25 protein-coding genes and 1 pseudogene are annotated in these 22,242 nt (G+C 39.8%); 17 read left to right on the forward strand and 9 right to left on the reverse strand.

From position 1 onward, the window contains the following. The first annotated feature begins 245 nt into the window (after positions 1-245). A complete protein-coding gene (locus ADF68_RS06710; protein WP_049548761.1) occupies positions 246-1,448 on the forward strand; it encodes an IS110 family transposase in 1,203 nt (400 codons plus the stop codon). A gap of 235 nt (positions 1,449-1,683) precedes the next feature. On the opposite strand, the gene tyrS is transcribed toward ADF68_RS06710, so the two are convergent. Next, positions 1,684-2,940, reverse strand: coding sequence for a tyrosine--tRNA ligase (gene tyrS / locus ADF68_RS06715; protein WP_049549153.1), 1,257 nt, complete (start codon positions 2,938-2,940; stop codon positions 1,684-1,686). A gap of 183 nt (positions 2,941-3,123) precedes the next feature. Here tyrS and mutL point away from each other — a divergent pair, with 183 nt between their 5' ends. From mutL to ADF68_RS06735, 4 genes are all read left to right on the forward strand, one after another. Beyond that, entirely contained in the window at positions 3,124-5,073 is a 1,950-nt protein-coding gene (gene mutL / locus ADF68_RS06720) for a DNA mismatch repair endonuclease MutL (RefSeq protein ID WP_049549154.1), read from the forward strand. Positions 5,074-5,192: 119 nt separating this feature from the next. After that, complete coding sequence (gene ruvA, locus ADF68_RS06725; RefSeq protein WP_049549155.1) at positions 5,193-5,786, forward strand: Holliday junction branch migration protein RuvA; 594 nt, start codon at positions 5,193-5,195, stop codon at positions 5,784-5,786. A gap of 9 nt (positions 5,787-5,795) precedes the next feature. Then, positions 5,796-6,359, forward strand: a complete 564-nt coding sequence (locus tag ADF68_RS06730; protein WP_049549156.1) for a DNA-3-methyladenine glycosylase I — start codon at positions 5,796-5,798, stop codon at positions 6,357-6,359. Continuing rightward, the gene (locus tag ADF68_RS06735) at positions 6,356-7,030 is read left to right on the forward strand and encodes a CPBP family intramembrane glutamic endopeptidase (protein WP_049549157.1); all 675 of its coding nucleotides are present in this window, start codon (positions 6,356-6,358) and stop codon (positions 7,028-7,030) included. The genes ADF68_RS06730 and ADF68_RS06735 overlap by 4 nt, the downstream gene beginning before the upstream one ends. 45 nt (positions 7,031-7,075) lie before the next feature. Here ADF68_RS06735 and ADF68_RS06740 read toward each other — a convergent pair whose 3' ends face one another. The 8 genes from ADF68_RS06740 to ADF68_RS11440 all read right to left on the reverse strand — a co-directional run bounded on the left by ADF68_RS06740 (position 7,076) and on the right by ADF68_RS11440 (position 14,821). After that, positions 7,076-8,113, reverse strand: a complete 1,038-nt coding sequence (locus tag ADF68_RS06740) for a S66 family peptidase (RefSeq protein ID WP_049549158.1) — start codon at positions 8,111-8,113, stop codon at positions 7,076-7,078. A 151-nt stretch (positions 8,114-8,264) separates the two neighbouring features. Continuing rightward, positions 8,265-8,528, reverse strand: coding sequence for a SemiSWEET family transporter (locus tag ADF68_RS06745; RefSeq protein WP_049496815.1), 264 nt, complete (start codon positions 8,526-8,528; stop codon positions 8,265-8,267). A 200-nt stretch (positions 8,529-8,728) separates the two neighbouring features. After that, positions 8,729-9,403: a DUF1129 domain-containing protein gene (locus ADF68_RS06750; RefSeq protein WP_049549159.1), complete on the reverse strand. Its 675-nt coding sequence runs from the start codon at positions 9,401-9,403 to the stop codon at positions 8,729-8,731. 12 nt (positions 9,404-9,415) lie between these two features. Next, a complete protein-coding gene (locus ADF68_RS06755) occupies positions 9,416-10,360 on the reverse strand; it encodes a magnesium transporter CorA family protein (protein WP_049549160.1) in 945 nt (314 codons plus the stop codon). Positions 10,361-10,531: 171 nt separating this feature from the next. After that, positions 10,532-11,698: a tyrosine-type recombinase/integrase gene (locus ADF68_RS06760; RefSeq protein ID WP_049549161.1), complete on the reverse strand. Its 1,167-nt coding sequence runs from the start codon at positions 11,696-11,698 to the stop codon at positions 10,532-10,534. Positions 11,699-11,896: 198 nt separating this feature from the next. Continuing rightward, positions 11,897-12,892, reverse strand: a complete 996-nt coding sequence (locus ADF68_RS06765; RefSeq protein ID WP_049523624.1) for a virulence RhuM family protein — start codon at positions 12,890-12,892, stop codon at positions 11,897-11,899. A gap of 356 nt (positions 12,893-13,248) precedes the next feature. Then, positions 13,249-14,142, reverse strand: a complete 894-nt coding sequence (locus ADF68_RS06770) for a type II toxin-antitoxin system PemK/MazF family toxin (RefSeq protein ID WP_045762569.1) — start codon at positions 14,140-14,142, stop codon at positions 13,249-13,251. Positions 14,143-14,278: 136 nt separating this feature from the next. Continuing rightward, positions 14,279-14,821: a helix-turn-helix domain-containing protein gene (locus ADF68_RS11440; RefSeq protein ID WP_239665537.1), complete on the reverse strand. Its 543-nt coding sequence runs from the start codon at positions 14,819-14,821 to the stop codon at positions 14,279-14,281. A gap of 218 nt (positions 14,822-15,039) precedes the next feature. Here ADF68_RS11440 and ADF68_RS06780 point away from each other — a divergent pair, with 218 nt between their 5' ends. The 12 genes and pseudogenes from ADF68_RS06780 (at position 15,040) to ADF68_RS11225 (ending at position 21,751) form a co-directional block, all read left to right on the forward strand. Further along, the gene (locus ADF68_RS06780) at positions 15,040-15,240 is read left to right on the forward strand and encodes a helix-turn-helix transcriptional regulator (RefSeq protein ID WP_000040966.1); all 201 of its coding nucleotides are present in this window, start codon (positions 15,040-15,042) and stop codon (positions 15,238-15,240) included. Between the two features lie 14 nt (positions 15,241-15,254). Beyond that, on the forward strand, positions 15,255-15,881 hold the full coding sequence (locus tag ADF68_RS06785) for a Rha family transcriptional regulator (protein ID WP_049549162.1): 627 nt from the start codon (positions 15,255-15,257) through the stop codon (positions 15,879-15,881). 411 nt (positions 15,882-16,292) lie between these two features. Then, the gene (locus ADF68_RS06790) at positions 16,293-16,802 is read left to right on the forward strand and encodes a hypothetical protein (RefSeq protein ID WP_045762570.1); all 510 of its coding nucleotides are present in this window, start codon (positions 16,293-16,295) and stop codon (positions 16,800-16,802) included. Between the two features lies 1 nt (position 16,803). After that, positions 16,804-17,019, forward strand: coding sequence for a hypothetical protein (locus ADF68_RS06795; protein WP_045762571.1), 216 nt, complete (start codon positions 16,804-16,806; stop codon positions 17,017-17,019). Beyond that, positions 17,016-17,355 (forward strand): annotated as a pseudogene (locus tag ADF68_RS06800) (DNA-binding protein). Before ADF68_RS06795 ends, ADF68_RS06800 begins: the two are co-directional and overlap by 4 nt. Next, the gene (locus tag ADF68_RS06805; protein ID WP_049549163.1) at positions 17,348-17,629 is read left to right on the forward strand and encodes a hypothetical protein; all 282 of its coding nucleotides are present in this window, start codon (positions 17,348-17,350) and stop codon (positions 17,627-17,629) included. The pseudogene ADF68_RS06800 and the gene ADF68_RS06805 overlap by 8 nt, the downstream one beginning before the upstream one ends. Beyond that, complete coding sequence (locus ADF68_RS06810) at positions 17,616-18,437, forward strand: phage replisome organizer N-terminal domain-containing protein (protein WP_049549164.1); 822 nt, start codon at positions 17,616-17,618, stop codon at positions 18,435-18,437. Before ADF68_RS06805 ends, ADF68_RS06810 begins: the two co-directional genes overlap by 14 nt. A 135-nt stretch (positions 18,438-18,572) precedes the next feature. Beyond that, entirely contained in the window at positions 18,573-19,106 is a 534-nt protein-coding gene (locus ADF68_RS06815; RefSeq protein ID WP_049549165.1) for a hypothetical protein, read from the forward strand. Positions 19,107-19,207: 101 nt separating this feature from the next. Continuing rightward, complete coding sequence (locus ADF68_RS06820; protein ID WP_049549192.1) at positions 19,208-19,717, forward strand: hypothetical protein; 510 nt, start codon at positions 19,208-19,210, stop codon at positions 19,715-19,717. A gap of 377 nt (positions 19,718-20,094) precedes the next feature. Beyond that, entirely contained in the window at positions 20,095-20,409 is a 315-nt protein-coding gene (locus tag ADF68_RS06825) for a hypothetical protein (protein WP_045616698.1), read from the forward strand. Between the two features lie 594 nt (positions 20,410-21,003). After that, complete coding sequence (locus ADF68_RS06830) at positions 21,004-21,423, forward strand: DUF1492 domain-containing protein (RefSeq protein WP_049549166.1); 420 nt, start codon at positions 21,004-21,006, stop codon at positions 21,421-21,423. 52 nt (positions 21,424-21,475) lie between these two features. Beyond that, positions 21,476-21,751 (forward strand): hypothetical protein, encoded by a 276-nt coding sequence (locus ADF68_RS11225; protein WP_235227756.1) that lies wholly within the window; start codon positions 21,476-21,478, stop codon positions 21,749-21,751. The last annotated feature ends 491 nt before the right edge of the window (positions 21,752-22,242 follow it).

A 22,242-nucleotide genomic window follows, 5' to 3' on the forward strand; every position in this document is an offset into this window, starting at 1 on the left:
AAAACATACTAAGATTAGTAGTGAGGAAATCTCCGACGGGAGAAAGTACTCACTACTTTTTCGTTATGTTAAAGTAGTGGTGTCTTGTTAAGTCGATAAGTCCTTTGGCGCTAGACGTCGTAACTAAAACTGACAAGACACCTGTTTTAGGAAGAATGTTATCAAAGTATGTGGGACGAAAAACGTCGAGTATTGAAAATGACATCACTAAAGCAAGGAATCATTCAAGACAAAGAGGTAATATCATGCGAGTAGTTTTTGGGATTGACGTGAGTAAAGCAAGTTCAGAAGTGGCCATCTTGGTCAATGGAGAAAAAGTACATGGCTATACCATTCCCAATGATGCCATCGGATTTAATCGACTACTTGGGGACTTGAAGACTGTTCACGATCCAGAGATTGTCTTCGAGGCGACTGGTGTCTATTCTCGTCGTCTTCAGGCCTTCTTTGAGGATAATAGTTACGCTTATACACGGCTCAATCCCTTAGAATCCAAAAAACAACTAGATAGCTTACGAGTACGTAAAACCGATAAGATTGACGCTGAAAAACTAGCTGCTTCTCAGTTCATCCTCAATCGTAAACCAAGCTATGTCCAAGAAGCGCTTTATCAAGAATTACGCGATCTCAGCCGTTTCTATCAGAATCTTACTGAGGATATCGTCTGCGCTAAAAACCGTCTGCACAAGGTTTTACAGTTCACTTTTCCTGAATTGGAAAACATATTGTCGGCACCAACTGGGGAACAATATTGGAACTTGGTCATGACTTTTCCATGTAATAGTTTTGTACTGGAGTTAGATGACGCCACATTAACAGCTATCATCCGTCAGTCTACGGCGAAACGCATCTCTGAAAAACGTGTGACTTACTTAGTAGATAAGCTTACAAAACTAGCTAATCAGTCTTATTGTGCGGTCAAAAAAAACTCTCCAGTGATAGAAGAGGTCAAATACTATGCAGGGGAGTTACTTAGGCTTTCTGAACACAGACAAGGTGTTCTAGAGGAGATGGTAGCATTGGCTCAATCTTTGCCAGAATATGAGATTCTTCTCTCTATTCCTGGAATAGCTGAAACCACAGCGACAAGTATTATTGGCGAACTTGGTGACATTCGTCGATTTCACTCTGCCAATCAAATCAATGCTTTTATCGGAATTGACCTCAGACACTATGAATCTGGAAACTTTCTAGCCAAGGAACATATCACTAAACGTGGGAATCCCTATGCCAGAAAGATTCTCTTTAAGTGCATTCATAACATAGCTTCAGCTAGCCACACCAATCCTTGTCATATCGCAGACTTCTATGAGAAACGGAAAAGACAATCGCAAGTGACTTCAACCAAACCACACACGATTGCCTCTATACATCGTCTCATTAGAACAATGTATTACCTTATAACGCATAACAAACTTTACGATTATACTTCTACCCAAAATCGGTAAAATTGTTTATGCCATATTATTGTAACGCCTTATCAAAAAAAATCACCAGATAAGGTGTTGGTTTAGTGTACACTTTTTTCACTAAACTTTAGTTCAGAAAAAGACAATTTCCTTAGTTTGACTATGGAAATCAAACTATTTTTCATCAAATACCTTGATATACTTGACAAATGGTAGAAAAGGAGTTACCTTTCTTGAGGTTAACTCCTTTATTTATAGATCAATGTTGAACAGTTTAGTAAGTCAATACAAAGTATTTTTTCTTCCCACGACGGATAACAGTCAGTTCGTTCTCTAACTTATCTGCGTCACTCAAGACATAGTCAAGGTCTTGGATGCGGTCGCCGTTGATGTAGATAGCTCCATTTTGAACATCTTCACGGGCTTGGCGTTTTGAGTTAACTACACCAGATGAGACGAGCAGTTCCACGATATTGTGGTTTTCATCTGCTTGAACTTGGTAGTTTGGTACACCACGAAGTCCTTGTTTGAGCTCTTTGACAGAAAGGTTTTTGATGTTTCCTGCAAAGAGTTGTTCAGTGATGTTGAGGGCTTCTTTGTAGGCTTCTTCTCCGTGAACAAGTGTTACGACTTCACGAGCGAGGATTTTTTGAGCCAAGCGTTCGTGTGGAGCCGCTTCAAACTGTTTACGGATGTCTTCAATCTCATCAAGTGACAAGAAAGTAAAGATCTTCAAGAAGCGAACAGCGTCTGCGTCCATAACGTTCATCCAAAATTGGTACATTTCGTATGGAGAAGTCTTTTCAGGATTGAGCCAGACTGCGTTTCCTTCTGATTTACCAAATTTCTTACCAGTTGCATCTGTGATCAATGGAACAGTGATAACGTGACCAGTTTTATCAGCCTTACGACGAAGCAATTCAGTACCAGCTGTCATATTTCCCCACTGGTCAGAACCACCGATTTGAAGCGTTACGTTATGCTCTTGGTTAAGGACAAAGAAGTCGTAACCTTGCATGATTTGGTAGGCAAATTCTGTGTAAGAAATCCCTGTTTCAATCCGTTTTTTAACAGACTCCTTGCTCATCATGTAGTTGACAGTGAAGTATTTTCCGATATCACGGAGGAAGTCAATGAAGCTGATGCTGCCAAACCAGTCGTAGTTGTTGACCATGATAGCTTTATTTTCACCATTTTCAAAGTCAAGAAAACGAGAAAGTTGTCCTTGGATAGACTTGACCCAGCCATCTACTGTGTCTTTTGTTTGGAGACTACGTTCAGCATCTTTGAAGGACGGATCTCCGATGAGACCAGTAGCACCGCCAACGAGCGCATAAGGTTTGTGACCTGCTAACTGCAAACGACGACTTGTCAAGATAGCGACAAGGTGGCCTAGGTGAAGGCTGTCAGCAGTTGGATCGTAGCCAGTATAATAAGAAACTTGACCTTCTTCTAGGGCTTTACGCAAAGCTTCTTCATCAGTCGTTTGAAAAATCAAACCACGCTCTTTTAGCTCATCAAAAATGTGCATGTGTCTTTTCTCCTTTTTAAAATATTGTTTCTACCTATTGTACCACAAACTTGGTAAATAACCTAGTAAAATCGGGAAGAAAGTTGCTGCTTGGACTTTTTTGGAAACGAGTGAAATATGGTATAATAGCACTAGCTTATTTTCAGAGAAATAGATAAAAATAGTTGAGAAAGGGGCTGAAAAATGTCTCATATTATTGAATTGCCAGAGGTGTTGGCAAACCAAATCGCTGCTGGAGAGGTTATCGAGCGTCCAGCTAGCGTTGTTAAGGAGCTGGTAGAAAACGCCATTGACGCGGGTTCTAGTCAGATTATCATTGAGATTGAGGAAGCTGGTCTCAAGAAGATTCAAATCACAGATAATGGTCATGGAATTGCCCACGATGAGGTGGAATTGGCCCTGCGTCGTCATGCGACCAGTAAGATAAAAAATCAAGCAGACCTCTTTCGGATTCGAACACTTGGTTTTCGTGGTGAAGCCCTGCCTTCTATAGCGTCTGTTAGTGTCTTAACTCTGTTGACTGCGGTGGATGGTGCAAGTCATGGAACCAAGCTGGTCGCTCGTGGGGGAGAAGTTGAAGAAGTCATTCCAGCGACTAGTCCTGTGGGAACCAAGGTTTGTGTGGAGGACCTCTTTTTCAACACGCCTGCCCGCCTCAAGTATATGAAGAGTCAGCAAGCGGAGTTGTCTCATATCATTGATATTGTCAACCGTCTGGGCTTGGCCCATCCTGAGATTTCTTTTAGTTTGATTAGTGATGGTAAGGAAATGACACGAACAGCGGGAACAGGTCAATTACGCCAAGCAATCGCAGGGATTTACGGTTTGGCGAGTGCCAAGAAGATGATTGAAATTGAGAATTCTGACCTTGATTTCGAAATTTCAGGATTTGTATCCTTACCTGAGTTAACTCGTGCCAACCGCAACTACATCAGTCTTTTTATCAATGGCCGTTATATCAAGAACTTTCTGCTTAATCGTGCTATTTTAGATGGTTACGGCAGCAAGCTCATGGTGGGGCGTTTCCCTCTGGCTGTCATTCATATCCATATTGACCCATATCTGGCAGATGTCAATGTGCACCCGACCAAGCAAGAGGTGCGAATTTCTAAGGAAAGAGAGCTGATGGCGCTGGTTTCAGAAGCAATCGCAAAGAGTCTCAAGGAACAAACCTTGATTCCAGATGCCTTGGAAAATCTGGCCAAATCTACTGTTCGCAATCGTGAAAAAGTAGAGCAAACGACTTTGCCACTGAGAGAAAATACCCTCTACTATGAAAAAACGGGGCTAGCAAGACCGACTCAAGCTGAGGTGGCAGACCATCAGGTGAATTTGACTGAAGACAGACAGGATTTGAACCTGTTCGCCAAGGAAACCTTGGATCAGCTGACCAAGCCAGCCAAACTGCATTTTGCAGAGCGAAAGCCTGCCAGCTACGATCAACTGGACCATCCAGAGTTGGATATGGCTAGTCTTGATAAGGCTTATGACAAGCTAGAGCGAGAAGAATCATCTAGCTTCCCAGAGTTGGAATTTTTCGGACAAATGCACGGGACCTATCTCTTTGCACAAGGTCGAGATGGCCTTTACATCATAGACCAGCATGCGGCTCAGGAACGGGTTAAGTATGAGGAGTACCGTGAAAGTATTGGCAATGTTGACCAGAGCCAGCAGCAACTCTTAGTGCCCTATATCTTTGAATTTCCTGCGGATGATGCCCTTCGTCTCAAGGAAAGAATGTCTCTTTTAGAGGAAGTAGGTGTCTTTCTAGCAGAGTACGGGGAGAATCAATTTATCCTACGCGAACATCCCATTTGGATGGCAGAGGAGGAAATCGAGTCTGGAATCTATGAGATGTGCGACATGCTCCTCTTGACCAAGGAAGTTTCAATCAAGAAATACCGAGCTGAACTAGCCATTATGATGTCCTGCAAGAGGTCTATCAAGGCTAATCACCGTATCGATGACCACTCAGCTAGACAACTCCTCTACCAACTCTCCCAATGTGACAACCCCTATAACTGTCCACACGGACGTCCTGTTTTGGTGCACTTTACCAAGTCAGACATGGAAAAGATGTTCCGTCGCATTCAGGAAAATCATACTAGCCTCAGAGAGCTAGGAAAATACTAATACTCTTCGAAAATCTCTCTAAACTGCGTCAGCCTTACCTTCCCTAACTCAAGTTATGCCTACGGTTAGCTTCCTAGTTTAGATTTGATTTTCATTAAGTATAAATTGAAGGGAAAACTATGTACGAATATCTAAAGGGTATCATTACCAAAATTACTGCTAAATACATCGTTCTAGAAGCAAACGGAATCGGCTATATCCTACACGTAGCTAACCCCTATGCCTACTCAGGACAAGTCAATCAAGAAGCACAAATCTATGTGCATCAAGTCGTTCGCGAAGATGCTCATCTACTTTACGGTTTTCGTTCAGAAGATGAGAAGAAACTCTTTCTCAGCTTGATCTCTGTGTCAGGCATTGGTCCTGTTTCCGCTCTTGCCATCATCGCAGCTGATGACAATGCAGGCCTCGTTCAAGCTATTGAGACTAAGAACATCACCTACTTGACTAAATTCCCTAAAATCGGTAAGAAAACAGCCCAGCAGATGGTGCTGGACTTGGAAGGCAAGGTAGTAGTTGCAGGAGATGCCCTTCCTGCTAAGGTGCCAGTACAAACCAGCGCTGAAAACCAAGAATTGGAAGAAGCTATGGAAGCTATGTTGGCACTGGGCTACAAGGCAACTGAGCTTAAGAAAATCAAGAAATTCTTTGAAGGAACGACAGATACAGCTGAGAACTATATCAAGTCTGCCCTCAAGATGTTGGTGAAATAGGAGATTTCTATGCCAAAACGTTGTGGCTGGGTTAAAATGAACAACCCTCTATATGTAGCCTACCACGATGAAGAGTGGGGCCAGCCCCTTCATGATGACCAGGCTCTTTTTGAGTTGCTCTGCATGGAGACCTATCAGGCTGGTCTGTCTTGGGAAACGGTGCTCAATAAACGCCAAGCTTTTCGTCAAGCTTTTCATGACTATCAAGTTCAAGGTGTTGCGGACATGACTGATGAAGAATTGGAAGCTTTGATGGATAATCCAGCTATCATCCGCAATCGTGCCAAGCTCTTTGCGACGCGGGCCAACGCTCAGGCTTTTCTACAAGTTCAGGCAGAATTCGGAACTTTTGATGCTTATCTTTGGTCTTTTGTCGGTGGGAAAACCATCGTCAATGATGTTCCTGACTATGCTCAAGCTCCTGCCAAAACAGCTCTATCTGAGAAATTATCCAGAAATCTCAAAAAACGAGGCTTTAAGTTTACTGGACCAGTCGCTGTTTTGTCCTTTCTACAGGCTGCAGGGTTGGTTGATGACCACGAGAATGATTGCGAATGGAAGGGTCTTAAATGATGGCTAACAAAAATAAGGGAATTCTGATTTTTGCGATACTTTACACAGTTCTCTTTGTGTTTGATGGCGTTAAATTGCTGGCTCCTTTGATGCCATCGGCCATTACGAATTATCTAGTCTATGTCGTATTAGCTCTATATGGCTCTTTCTTGTTCAAAGATAGATTGATTCAACAATGGAATGAGATTAGAAAGACTAAAAGAAAATTCTTCTTTGGAGTTTTAAAAGGCTGGATCTTTCTCATTCTGATGACTGTTGTCTTTGAATTTGTATCAGAGATGTTGAGGCAGTTTTTTGGGCTGGTCGGACAAGGTCTAAACCAGTCGAATATTCAAAGCACCTTTCAAGAGCAACCATTACTGATAGCAGTTTTCGCCTGCATCATCGGACCTTTGGTGGAAGAATTATTTTTCCGTCAAATTCTATTGAGATATCTGAGAAAAAGTCTGGCAACTTGGCTGAGTGTCTTTTTGGTCGGCCTTGTCTTTGCCCTGACTCATATGCATAATTTAAGCTTGTCAGAGTGGGTCGGTGCAGTCGGTTACCTAGGTGGGGGCCTTACATTTTCTATTATTTATGTGAAAGAGAAGGAGAATATTTACTATCCCCTCCTTGTTCATATGTTAGGCAATAGCCTCTCCCTTATCATTTTAGCTATCAGTAGTATGTGATGAAAATGCCAGTAATGATAATGAGAAAAAGCTGAGAAATTCATCTCAGCTTTCTTTGTTATAGTCAAAGCGAATGACTTGCTCCGTTGCGTCTACATACGCGTGTACTCCAAAGGGAACAATTGCTCTTGGTGTAGCATGGCCAACGTTTAGATTATAGACAATCGGGATATTGTTGTCAATGATATCCAATAGTGCCTCTTTATAGTCGTTATAGAAAGTTTCATCCATAGGTTTTCCAACCAAGAGTCCACTGATGACCTCGAATATACCAGTGTCCTTTAAAGTCCGCAACATCTTTTTGAAGTATTCCGGCTCAGGCTTTTCTTCGCTTGTTTCTAGCAAGAGGATTTTTCCTTCCCAGTCTAACAAGTCAGGGAAAAGTTTGTATTTTTGGCAGAGCTCCGTGCTATCTGCATATCGAGAGTTGTCAAAGATATCGTAGAGGGATTCGAGGCAACCGCCGAGGATTTCCCCCTCGAACTGGGCAGTTCCTTGTAACAACTCAAAACCAGTATTTGCATGACTGATACGATGTGTTCCCAGAGCCTTGGGACTGAAGTCAGTTCTTTCCTCATACCAAACGTCACTAGGGCGGATTTCCGAGATTCTTCCCGTCTCAATCAATTCTTTAAAGTAGTGAAGGCTATAGGCTAACATTTCCTTGTCTAATTCACAAATGTCTGCTAAAAATGATTGACCATAAAAAGTCTTGATTCCTAGTTTATGCAACATGAGATGGTTCATGGTTGTATCTGAGAATCCAAGAAAAATCTTTTGTTTGATAACCTTTTGTAGTTGCTTATTTTCAAAAAGATAAGGTAGTAAGCGATAGGTATCGTCTCCACCGATGGCGCATAGGATCATGTTGATGCTATCATCAGAAAATGCATGAATCAAATCCTCTGCACGAGCTTCAGGGTGGTCTTTGATAAAGTCTAAGCCTTTTAACGAATGGGGTAAAAAGATAGGATTGAGTCCCAGATCCTTGAGACGTTGGACACCCAAGTCCACTTCGTGTTTGACAAAATCTTCTCCGATAATGCCACTAGATAAACTAACAATACCAATAGTAGAAACCATATCTCATCCTCCTAGAAATAGATTGAGCCTATTTTATCACAAAAGATGAGGGGAAACAACAAGAATTAGAGCCAGAAGAAGGCTTTTAGATCAAGAAAATAAACAAAAAAGCAACCGCTCGATGTGGTTGCTTTTTATAGTAGTTGCATTCTTATAGAGCAGTAAGGAAGGTTAGTCCTCCAAGGACAACCCCGGCCGAGTTTGGAATGATTAGAATCCAGTCTTTCTTAGGCTCTTTTGTCCATCCATAAATGACCCAGATTAAGCAAGAAACAGCTGCTGATAAAGGTTGGAATGGTTGAGCTTTGTTCCCTTGTAAATTGGCAAAAATTTGGGGGATGTAGGCTATAAATACAATAATCCCGATAAAGGCACCAATTGAACCGACAATTTGATTAATTCTCTGTTTAGTCATATATATTTCTCCTTATTGCTTTATTAGTATAACAGAAAAACAGCTTGGATTCAAGGGTAAAACCTTGGGATTCTAAGGGAAGCCTTTACATTAGAACGTTTTTAGAAAATGTAGCTACTTTTCTTTGGAGAATCAAAAAATACTTTGGAACCATAATAAAAGTAGTCTGTCTACAAAACACACTACTTTTTTTGTTTATCTTAATATCTAGCTGGTCCTGCACTTGCGCTCTTAATGTTGAAACGTTTTTTGAGGTAGAAACGTAGGGCAAGGAGAGCTCCTCCAATCACCAATAAAACAAGTGGTGGGAGGCTGATGTTGATGGCTTGTGGAAGGAAGTTACTCAAGAAGAGGATGAAGACCCAGGCAAACATGGTTGCTAGCATGACCAAAAGTGATTTCCAGAATGGAGGGCGTTGGCTACGGTCAGTATCTGGTCCGTAGTAGCGGTAGATGAAGTGGTAGAGCAGGTAAAAGGCAACTCCACCAAAGGCCCCTACACTGATAAGTGTTACCAATCCGTAGGCCACAGGTTGGTTTGAGAAGAAGCTCATCAAGGCGCTAACTACTGCAAATAGACCTGTGATGAAAAGGGCTGAATCCAACATCATCAATTTTGGATCGTCGTTTTCTTTTGGATGTTCTTTTTCGTATTGCTCTTTTTCGCTGAAACTATGAGCCCAGTGAGTTGGTGCTCCGTAGATAGAACGAGCTGTCACTCCTTTTGGTTGCTCCTCAAGGATATGAGGAATGACTTCTTCAAGGATAGCCTTGATTTCAGCATCTGTTTTGCCGTCCTTGAGAAATTGCTGGGTTGCAATATGGATAAATTCCTGGTTTTTCTTTGTTAATTCTTGTAAATCAATCTGTGACATAATAACTCCTGTTTAGAACCATTTTTTATGGATGAGGTAAAGAGTGAGGGAAACACTCATAGCAAAGGCGATAAAGACGATGAGCCAGAAAGCGTGCGGTTCTCCGTTTAAAGGAATTTCATTATCCTTAAAGTTCATTCCGTAGGCTGAGAAAATCATGGTCGGCACAGACATAACGATGGTCACGAGGGCCAAGGTTTTCATGATATTGTTCTGGTTGTTTGAAATGATAGAGGCAAAGGTCTCTGTCATAGAGTGAAGGACGTTTCCATAGATATCCGCCATCTCGATGGCCTGTTGCGTTTCAATCAAGGTATCTTCCAGTAAGTCTTCATCTTCGAGGTATTTCTTGATATTGCTAGTCGCACTGGTCAATTTTTTAATCACGCGCTCATTTGTCTTCAGAGAAGCTTTGAAGTAGACGATGGTCTTTTCCAACTCCATGAGTTCGATCAATTCTTCGTTTCGAGTAGATTTGTGAAGTTGACTCTCAATCTGCTCACTTTTACGTTCGATTGAACGGAGGGCGGTTAGGTAAATCTCCGCATTGCGATAGAGGATTTGGAAGATGAAGCGCGAACGCATGAAGGTATAGAAATTTCGAAGCCTACGATTGATAAAGACATCAAGAAGTGGTAGAGGCTCCAAGCAAGTGGTAATGATAGCCTCTTCTGTGATGATAATCCCCAAGGGAATAGTCACATAGTAGGTACGGTTATTTCTTTCCTCTGTGATTGGGACATCCACGATGATCAGAGTGTATTCATCTTCGATCGTGATACGAGACATTTCTTCCGCATCGAGTGGTGCACGGAGGTCCGCGATATCAATATCAAATGCAGAAGCAATTTCCATCGATTCGCTTTGGGTAGGATTGACGAGATTGATCCAAGTGCCCGGCTGGAGCGTATCGATCTCTTTAAATTCAGTTGTCGTTGAGAGAAAGATTTGTTTCATATCTCCGATCCTTTCCTAATCTATTCTGTGTTTAAGTGATTTTTGACACCGTACTATTATACTATAAATTCGGCTTTTTTCAAACAAAATCTTACAAAAACACCGTTGTTATTGGCTTCTTGCTTTGTCTTGAACCGTTGGTTTTTGAATTTGCTCCCCTTTTTGCTCCCCTTATAGTGCTTTTAGTGCAGTTTCGTAGAATGAGACTGCTTTTTTTGCGTTCTCTTTTGAGAGGTGGCTATAGATGTCCATGGTCATGGATAAAGTAGAATGACCTAAACGGTGCTGAAGTTCTTTGTAAGGAATACCAGAGTTAAGCAATAAACTAGCGTGAGTGTGACGGAATCCGTGAAAGCCAATGTTAGGAACATCAGCACGCTTAAAATGTGTTTGCAATCTTCTTTTAAGTTTTGAACTGCAAGGATATTCATGAATGAAATCAGAGAATACCACGCTTTCACGTTGTCCTATCTTCCAGGCCTCTTTAGTTTGGCGTAGTTTATACTGTCTTAGCATGCTAATAGTCGCTTGATCTATATCTATATCCCGATAACTAGCTTTAGATTTTGGGCTGTTGATTTCTAAATCCCGATTTAGTGTTTTGGTGATGTGTACAATGGCATCGTCTAAATCAATATCAGACCAGCTAAGTGCTAAAGCTTCATTGATGCGACAACCAGTAGCCAGCAGGAACTTATAGAGCGTTGCCTCATAGTAATAACGATATCTATGACTATCTAAATTATCGAGATAAACAAGAAACTTTTTTAATTCTTGATTGTCAAAGTGCTTTACCTTTTGGCGCTTTGCTTTCTGAGTGTTACGAGGTAAAACAACATCACGGGCAGGATTGGACGGTATCGCCTGCATAGTTACACCATACTGTAAGATACGTTTGTTCAAAGCGTGTATCATGTCATAGTGTAGAAAAGCCCCTTTTTCCCCTCTATTAGCCTTGTCAGCAAGTTTGTTGATAATTGACTGGATAAGTGGAGCGGTGAGCTTGTCGAGCTTGTAAGCCCCGAAAATCGGCAATATATGATTATCAAGTAGCTTTCTAACATTGCCTTGAGTGTTTGGCTTAACAGTATTTTTATAACTTTCCCACCAGAGAGTTGCTAGTTCTTGATAGTTTTTTATGGTACTAGCTTTTTGTCTAGTACAACCGTCTTTCTGAAAAGCAATTTTTTCTTGAGTAGCTTTCTGCTTAACTTCCTTTTGTGTCCGCCCTGTTACCTTAGTTTTAACTTTCTTTCCTGTTACCTGATCAATTCCTAGATATACATTAGCACGATAGACTTTACTACCGTCTTTTTTTATAACTTCAGTTATCTTCATGATGACAAACCTTTCTAAAATACATCAGCAGGCAAGCTATTATTAAAAAGGTTTTAGATTGTGGTTTATATCATGCTAGGGCTTCACAGATTGCCCCACATTCGATTTTAATTAGTCAGACGGTAAAATAATACCAAAGTAGGAAATAAGGTGGATATCGGGCTAATATGGGCTTGTTTATAGTAAACAGACCTGTATTTAAAGTTTTTTATCGTCAGTTAGCTGTTTTAAAGTTTTTTCAAAGTCTGAGTTTATCTTTTGAGTTTTGTTGAATAGTTGGTATTCTGCTTTTGCTTTATCTTTCGCAACCTTGGAAGTGATTTTCCCATGACCTTCTAAAATATCGTATTCTTGGAAAGTCAAAAAGCGGTCAATACTTTGGGCTAGTTGTTGCATTGTCTGAGCTTTTCGCTGTTCTATCTGTCTTTCCAGGTAATCAAAATAGCTAGATATTCCTCTTTCAAGGGAACGGATTTCTGTTTCTGAAAGGTAATTCTTTGCTATTTGGGTATCTGCTTGCAGTATGCGACCGTTAGGGGAGTTTTTCCATGTTGTAAGTCCCATGTTGTCTTTTGTGTGGTCTGCTTTCGTGTAGATAATTTCTGCAGCAGTTTGGCCAGTAATTGCATAATGAAACTTATTCTGTACATCAGCATAGAATTGCTTAGTTAACGTACTTTGTGGGTCATAGTCGATAGAGATTTCAGCAAAAATATCTGTAATCTGTAACCATATACGACGTTCACTAGCTCGGATAGAACGCACGCGCTCCAAGAGCTCACGGAAATAGTCTTTTTCCAGCAAGTTTTCGCCTTGTTTCAGACGGTTGTCATCCATGGCGAACCCTTTTATCATGTACTCACGAAGTACCGAAGTAGCCCACTGTCTAAATCTCGTAGCTTTTTGGGAATTGACACGATAACCAACTGAAATGATGGCGTCAAGATTGTAGTAAGTAATTAAGTAATTCTTCCCATCGGTAGCAGTTGTTTCCATTTTGGAAATAACTGAATCTTCTTCTAATTCGCCCTCTTCAAAGATATTTTTTAGGTGTTTACTAATTGCAGGAACACCGACGTCAAAAAGTCTAGCCATTTCTTTCTGACTAGTCCAAATCGTTTCGCCTTTGATGATGACACTAGCTGTCTCGCTATCGTTGTCAGCAGTATAGATTAAGAATTGTAATTCGTTCATGAGATCCTTTCTAAAATATTGTAAGTGGTTGACATTTGTTGACATCAACAAAATTAGTAGATATGGAGCTTATACTGGGTTGAAGCTTGAGCGAACCACGAGAAAACACGCGCTTCAGGATTGTCGAACATTGTGGCGCGTGGTATGCTATAGGTCGCATAATCAGCTTTTTCGGCCACCCTAAAAAAAATATTAGGGATGAGGTTCCAGGGATTTTTAATAAACTAAAAGCCCTACTCATAAGAGCAGGGCTAGAATTGTCCTCCTGGGACAGTATCATATATTTTGTCGTCAAGCGACCTTATGATTCTATTCTAACCCTAATTTTAAGAAAAGTCAATAAAAATACTCGGATTTTAAAAAATATTTTTCAGTGCCTCATCTATTTTGTCCATAGTATCATCGGAAAGTACAATACCATTCAAAATTGAATTATTATTTTTTGGATCACGGAGTCTCATTTTACTAATTGTTGTAACCTGATTCAATAGAACAATACTATCTTTGTTCATATTTTGTGTTTTTAGGATAAATTTATTAGCATACTCCAGTTTCTCATTAAGTTCTGCAAGTAAAATTGCATTTTCTTTTGCCTCCTGTCGTATTTTCTCCGCCTGATCACTTGCGAAGTCTATATTTTTATTGATGGTTAGTATTTGCTTAATAGAAGAATCGTCTATATCAGAACTCGATAAGTTTTTAAGTATTTCCAAAGTTTTTTTATTATCTTCGATTAACGATTCAACCATTACAACTTTTTCGCGCAATTCACCATCTTTTTTTGAAAAACGATCATACAATTCAGATAACTCTCTAACTTTTTTCAAAGCTTTATTTGATAGTAATTGAAACACTTCGTTGCCAATTGGAAGTTGAAAATATTTCAAATTAGATATATCAGTTGTTTCTTTTACAGAGGTCAAAGGCAATACATGAAGAAGATGGTTTGAACGTGCATCTATTTTATTCAGAACTATTGCATAATGAAGACCTCCATATTCTCTACCAACATTGAAACCAAAATCAGCATAAACGATACTTCCTCTTTTTAAAGCCTGAATACTTCGCGGATTAAAAACTTGTTCTATCTTTAAGTATTTTACCCAATTTTCTATCCACTGCGCTATTTTATCAGATCGTTTATTCCCTTCATCGTCCATTCTCTGGAGGAGATGAAGATAATCCTCTAGTTCTTGTATTATCGTGGCAGTGTAAACAGCTATTTCTTCGTTTGTTCTATTACTTCCCATAGTTTTTCCTTCCTCATTAACTACCAGTTAATTTATAAAAATCTTCGTTAACCATTGTCACATTAACGATGCTTTTTTATTTCCCTCTATACACGCTCAGACTGGCCAAACTTTGAGAGCGTGGGGATTTTTTTGTTTATTCAAATCCTTTGAAACTATCTAAAATCTTATCTTTTGAGTCTGGGTGATGAAATCTAGTTGATAACAATTGATATTGGACCATATTTCTAAAAAGAGCTAGTTCTATCTTGTCTCTTAGTATTTCAAAAATATCATCTAAATCATTTTCGCCATTATTTTCAAGTAATTCGATTGCTTCAATAGCTTTATTTTTATTGTATCGTCCATTAAGAGAATCAGCAACTTTTTTATAAGTTTTGATTTTTTCAGAAATTTTTTCAAAATATTCCTTTCTGGTTTTATCTGGATTGCTATAATCTCCGTTAAAAAATATATATTCTTCAAGATCTGTTGCGCCCATGAGGTCTATAACTTCATACCCTAACAGATATCCAACGCTTACCCCGAAGAAGTCAGCTAGTTGCTGGGCTTTTTCTGGTTTGATTTGGCTTTCTCCGTTTTCCATTCGTTGGAATGACCTTAAAGAAAATCCTAAAATTTCAGCTATTTCTTTTTGAGATAGCTCGTTTTTTTGTCTTAATTCTTTCAATCTATTCATGCTTTATCACACCTTTCACAGATGATTATAACCCTATGTTTAAAAAAAGTCAAAAAATGACGTAAAAAAATCAAAAAAACTATTGGCAACGTCTAAAACTGACGTTATAATAAAATTCAAGCTTAGGGGACGTCATAAAACGACGCCTAACGACCCCTCCAACCTTTCACACTTTCAATCTATTCATGGAGGGGGATTTTTTAGAAAGGGGGAAAGCTATGAGTAAACTACGAGGCTATCGAGTTATGTTAGGGCTAACTCAACAACAGATGGCGGACAAGCTAAAAATTTCTTTGCAGTCATACAACAACAAAGAATTAGGTAAAACGCCATTCAATGACAAAGAACGCCTAGCAATTAAGTCAATGGTTGCAGAAATCAAATCAGATATAACCATAGATGAACTATTTTATAGCTAGAAAGGAGCAAACTAATGGAACTAGTTTACATGGACGGCAAGAAAGAGCCGTATACACTGAGCAGTATTGTGGCAGAATGTGCAGAAATCAAGCACAGACATTTGAAGATTTTGCTGAATAAGCACCGAGAGGACTTTGAAAGCTTTGGAAAGGTGCAATTTAAAATTTCACCTTCAGAGAGTGGGCAAAATGTAAGGGATTATATTTTGAATGAGCAACAAGCAACATTGCTGATCACTTACTTACGAAATACAGAACCCGTAAAGGAGTTTAAGAAAAACCTAGTAAGAGCATTCTTTGAGATGCGTGAGGAACTTTCTAAGTTTCGTATGCAGAGGGCGCTAGAAAAGCCAAAAAGAAAAACCTTGCATGACAGTATAGAGACTTGGAGGAATGCACCCAAACATGCACACAGCACCATGAACAACTTGCTACTGAAAGCAGTAACCGACAGGAACGCTAAGCAGTTAAGGGAAGAACGTGGGGGCTACAATGGTATTGATAGCTTGACCAGTGACGAGCTGGAGCAATATCAGGCATTTGAGGATATGGTAATAGCTATGATTGGCTTGAATATGAGTTATCAGGAAATCAAAGCCATGGCATTCAGAAATAAAAAAACACGCCAAAGAAGCGCGTGAGAGCAACAAAAAAGGCTTAGCAATAACCACACCGCAAAGCCTTTCACACTAACACTAAAACGAATTTAACAAAAAGCAGGCAAGCTATTATTAAAGAGGTTTTAGTAAAGATTTATACCTAGATTATAGCATATTTAGGGCAATTTGACCATACGGAGAGCGCCAACTCTTTAAACTGGTACTTTCTCACGCTTTCAATTTGGCGACTCTGAGCGTGAGGCTAGCAATTACAAGAAACAATGTATAAGAAACAACTCAAAAAAGCCCCACGCTCTCAAACTTTGGCGAGTCTGAGCGTGAGGCGGTCGGTGTAGTAAGGTAGTAAGAGGCAAGAAAGACATTAAAAAGCTGTCGAAACAGGAACAAGCCCATCAGGGCAATTACACAAACATAGAAACAGAGGTAAAAAACATGTTAGCAGATAAATTAGAAGCTATTTCAACAGATTTAGAAGAAATACAAGGAAGTCTTACAGGGGTTAGAAATATCATAGCTAAAAGAGCAATCAGTAGGGTGTTGAATGACTTGGATGATGTTTATAATGAACTAACTAGCACAGAATACCATGAACAACAGCAAACGCTAAAGGAACAGACGGAAAGGATGAAACAGAGGGTAATTGCTGAAGTAATAGGAGAATTGGAGTGGAAAGAACGGTCATTTTATGGAAATTATTGGGGTAACACTGATTTTATAAAGCAAGTTTCTAGATTTGATGGATTTCTTTTCTTAAACACTTATCTAGCGGAAATAACTAAAGAGAATGACTATCCTATGGATCAAAGTCAATTATTAAATTATGTATGGGAACTTTTGGCAGTTGATATTGCCAAGAAAAAACGAGGTAAAAAGAATCTCTTGGACTTATGGACAAGTTCGATTGCGTACACCCGTGGCATGATGATTCATGAGGAGGGGTAACATGAATGAACTAGATTTAACCAATACACAGGCGGTTATCTTTTCCGTGGTATTGATTGGCTTGCTGCTTTATTTAAACCACCGAGACCGCAAAAAAAGCGCCCAAATGGAGCGAGAAAGCAAACAGACGATAGAAACACCTAGCGAGGATTTAAACCCTGATTATGGGCGATATATCCAGCTTGCAGGGGTAGACGTATGGGGAGGAATTGAATGAGCCTGACAGAGAATGACAAACGAGTATTAAGACTAATCAAAGTGGGGGCTGAGAACTCCATAACAGGGGCAGAAATCAGCTTACTCACTAAGCTAGCAGAAAGAACCGTACAGGACATTATCAGCCGTCTGATCACGCGCTACGGTGTTCCTATCATCGGGGTACGTCACGGAGCTTTCAGAGGCTACTTTATCCCAGCTAACAAAGAGGAGCTACTGGATGGAGCAAAGGCATTCTATAACCAAGTGCAAGAGGAGCAGAAGCGCCTAACTGTCCTTTTGAATGCCGATTTAGAGCTACAAGCAACTACTGAAGGGGGCGGAAGAATATGTTTAGTTTAAGCAAGGAAAGTGAGCATGACCTGACTCATGGCATTCTGGAAGTAGTGGAAAAATACCTTGAAGTTCGTGATAGAATCAAACCGCGACTGACAGGGTTAATCTCAGCCCAGGAAGTCATGGACGAGTTAGACGTAAAATATAAGACACTCCAAAAGTGGGAAGATGCTGGGTTAAGACGATACCAGCCCCCACTAGAAGACACTAGGAAAATCTATTATAGAATTTCTGACTTGCTGAAGTTTTTGGGGGTGGAAAATGGCAAAAACTAAAATCTACTTTTGGCTGAAAATTGATAAGAAATTTTTTGATAATCTTTTTATTAAGAGGTTAAAAAATATTCCGGGCGGTTATACTATGACCGTGATTTATATCCGATTGATGTTAGAAAGTTTAGAAAGTGACTGTATTTTATACTATGAGGGATATTTAGAAAATCTAAAAGCAGAGTTGGCTTTGAAATTAGACGTTTCTGAAGACGATATTTCTATGACTATGGCTTATTTTACCAAGTGCGGTCTCATTCAAATTGATGAAGAGAACAACGCAGAGTTAACACAAGCAAAAGCTTTGGTACAACAAGAAACAAATCAAGCGGCATATATGAGAAAATACCGTAAAGAAAAGCAAGAAAATGAAAGAAATCTTACAACGTTATCCAATGACATTACATTGTTAACTACGTGTAAGACAGAGATAGAGATAGATAAAGAGATAGATATAGATAAAGATATAGAGATAGATAATAATAATACATCTATCAGTCCAAGTTTATCTGAAAATCTAAAAAATAGCGGTATCCGTATAACTGACAAACAACATCAACAGTTACTCGATTATGTAGGTCTTGACGGTATGAACTTTGAAATGCTGAATCGTGCTATTGAAATTACCTCAGAAATTCATCAACCAAGTTTTAAATACTTAAAAGCGATTTTGGAGAATTGGAAAAAAGAGAGATTCACTTCACTTGAACAAGTAGAAGAGCATGAGAAAAAACGACAGAAGCCCACAGGAAGAACAAACACAGGAAACGACAGAGTTGTATTCCAAGAATATGATGATCCGTTGCCGTTTTAGAAAGGAGCTTAACGAACTAAAAGCAGTACCTGACAAACACTAAAATCTTTAAACAAAATGGGGTAGATAGTACCGACCCCCTTGCAATGGTGTAACTACTAGTGACACCCTTAAAACAGAAAGAGGAAAAACAACATGACATTAAAAACATTTTCAGACAAAGCAAAAACATTCACTTTCACTTACTATTTTTGTGATCAGGCGACCGCTCAAGTAGCAGGTCACGCGCTACTGGGATACATGACTGGGACATATTGCCAGCCTGTAATCTCATTGACCTACAAGGATAAAGGCACGCTTGTCGCTGAGTATGTAGAAGATCACAAGCTAAACAAGACTTTCAAGCGTATTTGTGACAGCTTTAAAGACTACCACAAACAACCAGAAGAGGCTGCAGCGTTTGAAGAATGTTACAAACGGGAGCGCGTGCTTCAACTCAAAGAGTCAGAGGATTTTGAGAGTTTGCTCAATAAGGTTACAGACTACGGGCTAGAACTATTAGACTATGCTGATCGCTTGCTTTCTGATAAGCCTATCCCTATGGACTCTATGACCGCTTTTGGTACGTTGGAAATGCTGGGCGATGAAAGTATTAGCCTACTCCAAAAGTTGGACGTAGAAGGCGAATATAAAGGCCTGGCTGATTATGTGGCCGAGGTGGAAAGCTAGAACTATCAAGAGAGGCACTAGCCTCTTTTTGTGGTTTCACTGCTACTAAACCCAATCAATTTGGGTTTTTCTATATAGGGATTTTTGAACGAATGGAAGTTATAAAATCAATAACCATAGAGACATTTATAAAGCCGATGAAAAACAAGAATATAAGTTATGGTATAGCTGAGTCGGACGGTAGAAAACTAGAGATAGACCTAGATAATCTGTATATCACCTTTGGAAACAATCATTTTGATTTAGCAAGTATACCAGGAACCAAGGGAGGTAATCGCTACTTCTTTCTTTGTCCTATTTGTGGTAATCGATGCAGAAAACTCTATAAGAGACTTTTGCTATATGGTTGTGGATCATGCCAGAAAATACACAAATCAACACTGAACCGAAGTAAGACAGATTGCCAATACTATTGGGAGAGAGCACTGAGGGAAGCTAGAAAGGTGGAACCAGGTTGGAGTCCCAAACGTGGCGGATATATGTTCGATGGTTTTCCTGAAAGACCAAAGTATATGAAACGTGACAAGTATTATAAGCATTATCAAAAGTTTGTTTACTATACCAGAAAGGGAGATAGTTTTTGGCTGAATGGATTGAGCAATCTGAAGTAGTGTTTTGGAACATTTCCAAACAAATCTAAATAAAGATCATGGTTAGAAAAAAATGCTATGAATATTGTTTAGCGTTATAGTTACAACAGTCAATTATAAGATACTAAACAGGTATGAATACGAGACAGGAGGCAGAGATACCCCCTTTATTTTTAGACGGGGGTATGTATCGTTCGGATATAAGAACGCCGCCCTCTTCTGTACGAAAAATTCCCTTTTTGAAATGTTGGAAGGTATTAGGGAATGTAGTGCTATCAGGAAGTTAGCTTGATTTTTTCACCTCTAAAGCTACCCATTAACTAAGTAGTTTAGGAGGCCTTAGATAATTTGTAGTAATGGAACAATTCTACCAAACGAACACCGTAGAAAGGTGCAATATGGAACGTGATAGCCGAGGGAGATTTTTGCCGGGCAACCAAGTAGCAAAAGGCAACAGGGGCAACAGAAAACCAAAATATGGCAATAGCAACGCTTTGAATCATGGACTACGCAGAGGATATACTGGACTGTTACCAAGCCAAAAAGGTGGGGTATCTATTTATAAAATGGGTGCCTACCTTGGAACGCTACCAGATAAGTATTTCCACCACTCAGAAGATGGAGCGCTTTGGGTAGATTATAACGCTTGTCAGTATTTAATTTCAGTTTGTGGCTTTCCTGAAAGTATGTTTAGCGAACCAGAGGAATGGTAAGGTTTTGGTAAGGTATCGAAGTTTTTCAATGTAAAGGTAGCATATATAAAAAGTACAAGGTTAGTACAAGGTTACATACTTAAAAATACTAAGGTTTTACAAAGGTAGAGAGGTTTACCGAGGGTTAGAAAAGGTGAGATTTTGCTTAGGTAGTGGCAGTAAATATGCCTGACAAATGGCAGGGTTATGTGTGTTGAACTCCGAGCGAACGCCGAGAAAGTGGCTATATCCCCTATCATTTATCAAGCAGATAAGCGGAGTTTTTAGCCCTCTTATTTCTGATTTACTCCTTGCAGAATGATAGGCAGATAAGCAAAGAAATAACTTGCCTTAATTGCTTGCAGAATGATAAGGAAATAAGAGAGATAAAAACATCCCTTAATTGCTTATCAAACCATAAGGAGATACGGGGGCTATCTCCCTCCCCACGCGCTTCTACGAGCTTCACCCGTCATTGTACATTTTTTCTCACGGGAAATACTTCCCAGGGAATAAATGAACCTCGAGCGAAGCTAGAGAAAACGCAAAAAGCCAAGGCTCTCCACCTCGGCAATAATTTCAACACAATTATTATATCATGGAGGAGGCCAAGGCATGACACCAGAGCAGGTAAAAGAAAAACTAGAGGGCGTTAAGTGGATAAGCAAGGAGATCAAAGGCTTATATTTGGAATTGGAAGCCCTGGAAGGTGGTATTATCGAAAAGCCAACACTAAGCCATAGCAGGGTGCAGACAAGCAGAGAGAACAAGACAGAGAACAATCTTATAAGTGTTCTGAAGCTAAAAGAGGATACGCTCCGGAGGATTGAGCGACTTACTGAGGAGAGAATGGCCATATCGGGGCTAATCGATAAGCTGGACAATCCACTTGAGCGTTCCGTTCTAAGACTTTTTTACTTGAATGATCTTGTTGCTTTGGAAGTCGCTGAAGAAATAGGAAAATCTACCACCTCAGTATATCGAGTAAGGCAGGAAGCTATAGAACATTTGGCAAGTATTGTAAATGCAGATTGATAAAAAATAGACAGTTAAACAGGTATAAAGATTTCTAAAAAGCTATCACTCATTGGTTAAATTGAGTCTAGGCGGTCAAGATGGAGCATTTGAAGCTAAAGCGCTGGAGCTACTGCGCGTGATTGAAGCCTTCAGGGACAATCTGGACGATGTACGACGTGAGATATTCGCCAATCTCTTTACAAGACGAACTGGGGAGAGGTTGAAGTTATGGCAGATATACGAGACACTAGACATTGATAGGGCTGAGTATGAACGTCTCAAAGCTGAGATACTGCTAGACTTTGCTAAAAGCTATCGTGGTGGTGTTTTGTTGAAAAAATGTTGAGATTTAAGCGAGAGAACATGGACATTTATGGACACATATCGCCAGTTGTTGAACAGCTCATAAAATGTTGTCAGGTACTAACAAGTTCTTACACATCTCGCCAGTCGGAGAAAAACTAAAAAATGCTCTCTGGGAATGAACAATTATGAACATATTCCACCAGAACGGAGAGCTAGAAGCGTATAAGTAGGCAAATGTAGGCTGAGGCTTCATATTAGCCCCTATTTTGCTTTGTTTCGTAATGGACAACTAAAAACACCACGGATAAACTACAAGCCCTTAGAAACGAATCTGGGGGCTTTTGTGAGGTCATAATCTTATAAAGCACGCGCTTCATGGTATAATATACCTATCAGCAACCAGCAACAAAAAAAGCACGTTTGACCGTGCTAGTTTCTTGCCTGCTGAACTCATCAAAACCTAGCCCTTTTGTGGGGCTTTTTTGCTCCCCTGTTTGCGTACTTTGGGGGAGCAAGTAGTAAATAGTAATG

The organism is Streptococcus pseudopneumoniae (assembly GCF_001068775.1).
Lineage (GTDB): Bacteria > Bacillota > Bacilli > Lactobacillales > Streptococcaceae > Streptococcus > Streptococcus pseudopneumoniae_N.

What these genes read in the sequence shown, in the direction of transcription:
- ADF68_RS06710 (WP_049548761.1), top strand. Translation starts at nt 246, where the DNA reads ATGCGAGTAGTTTTTGGGATTGACGTGAGTAAAGCAAGTTCAGAAGTG.
- tyrS (WP_049549153.1), bottom strand. Translation starts at nt 2,940, where the DNA reads ATGCACATTTTTGATGAGCTAAAAGAGCGTGGTTTGATTTTTCAAACG.
- mutL (WP_049549154.1), top strand. Translation starts at nt 3,124, where the DNA reads ATGTCTCATATTATTGAATTGCCAGAGGTGTTGGCAAACCAAATCGCT.
- ruvA (WP_049549155.1), top strand. Translation starts at nt 5,193, where the DNA reads ATGTACGAATATCTAAAGGGTATCATTACCAAAATTACTGCTAAATAC.
- ADF68_RS06730 (WP_049549156.1), top strand. Translation starts at nt 5,796, where the DNA reads ATGCCAAAACGTTGTGGCTGGGTTAAAATGAACAACCCTCTATATGTA.
- ADF68_RS06735 (WP_049549157.1), top strand. Translation starts at nt 6,356, where the DNA reads ATGATGGCTAACAAAAATAAGGGAATTCTGATTTTTGCGATACTTTAC.
- ADF68_RS06740 (WP_049549158.1), bottom strand. Translation starts at nt 8,113, where the DNA reads ATGGTTTCTACTATTGGTATTGTTAGTTTATCTAGTGGCATTATCGGA.
- ADF68_RS06745 (WP_049496815.1), bottom strand. Translation starts at nt 8,528, where the DNA reads ATGACTAAACAGAGAATTAATCAAATTGTCGGTTCAATTGGTGCCTTT.
- ADF68_RS06750 (WP_049549159.1), bottom strand. Translation starts at nt 9,403, where the DNA reads ATGTCACAGATTGATTTACAAGAATTAACAAAGAAAAACCAGGAATTT.
- ADF68_RS06755 (WP_049549160.1), bottom strand. Translation starts at nt 10,360, where the DNA reads ATGAAACAAATCTTTCTCTCAACGACAACTGAATTTAAAGAGATCGAT.
- ADF68_RS06760 (WP_049549161.1), bottom strand. Translation starts at nt 11,698, where the DNA reads ATGAAGATAACTGAAGTTATAAAAAAAGACGGTAGTAAAGTCTATCGT.
- ADF68_RS06765 (WP_049523624.1), bottom strand. Translation starts at nt 12,892, where the DNA reads ATGAACGAATTACAATTCTTAATCTATACTGCTGACAACGATAGCGAG.
- ADF68_RS06770 (WP_045762569.1), bottom strand. Translation starts at nt 14,142, where the DNA reads ATGGGAAGTAATAGAACAAACGAAGAAATAGCTGTTTACACTGCCACG.
- ADF68_RS11440 (WP_239665537.1), bottom strand. Translation starts at nt 14,821, where the DNA reads ATGAATAGATTGAAAGAATTAAGACAAAAAAACGAGCTATCTCAAAAA.
- ADF68_RS06780 (WP_000040966.1), top strand. Translation starts at nt 15,040, where the DNA reads ATGAGTAAACTACGAGGCTATCGAGTTATGTTAGGGCTAACTCAACAA.
- ADF68_RS06785 (WP_049549162.1), top strand. Translation starts at nt 15,255, where the DNA reads ATGGAACTAGTTTACATGGACGGCAAGAAAGAGCCGTATACACTGAGC.
- ADF68_RS06790 (WP_045762570.1), top strand. Translation starts at nt 16,293, where the DNA reads ATGTTAGCAGATAAATTAGAAGCTATTTCAACAGATTTAGAAGAAATA.
- ADF68_RS06795 (WP_045762571.1), top strand. Translation starts at nt 16,804, where the DNA reads ATGAATGAACTAGATTTAACCAATACACAGGCGGTTATCTTTTCCGTG.
- ADF68_RS06805 (WP_049549163.1), top strand. Translation starts at nt 17,348, where the DNA reads ATGTTTAGTTTAAGCAAGGAAAGTGAGCATGACCTGACTCATGGCATT.
- ADF68_RS06810 (WP_049549164.1), top strand. Translation starts at nt 17,616, where the DNA reads ATGGCAAAAACTAAAATCTACTTTTGGCTGAAAATTGATAAGAAATTT.
- ADF68_RS06815 (WP_049549165.1), top strand. Translation starts at nt 18,573, where the DNA reads ATGACATTAAAAACATTTTCAGACAAAGCAAAAACATTCACTTTCACT.
- ADF68_RS06825 (WP_045616698.1), top strand. Translation starts at nt 20,095, where the DNA reads ATGGAACGTGATAGCCGAGGGAGATTTTTGCCGGGCAACCAAGTAGCA.
- ADF68_RS06830 (WP_049549166.1), top strand. Translation starts at nt 21,004, where the DNA reads ATGACACCAGAGCAGGTAAAAGAAAAACTAGAGGGCGTTAAGTGGATA.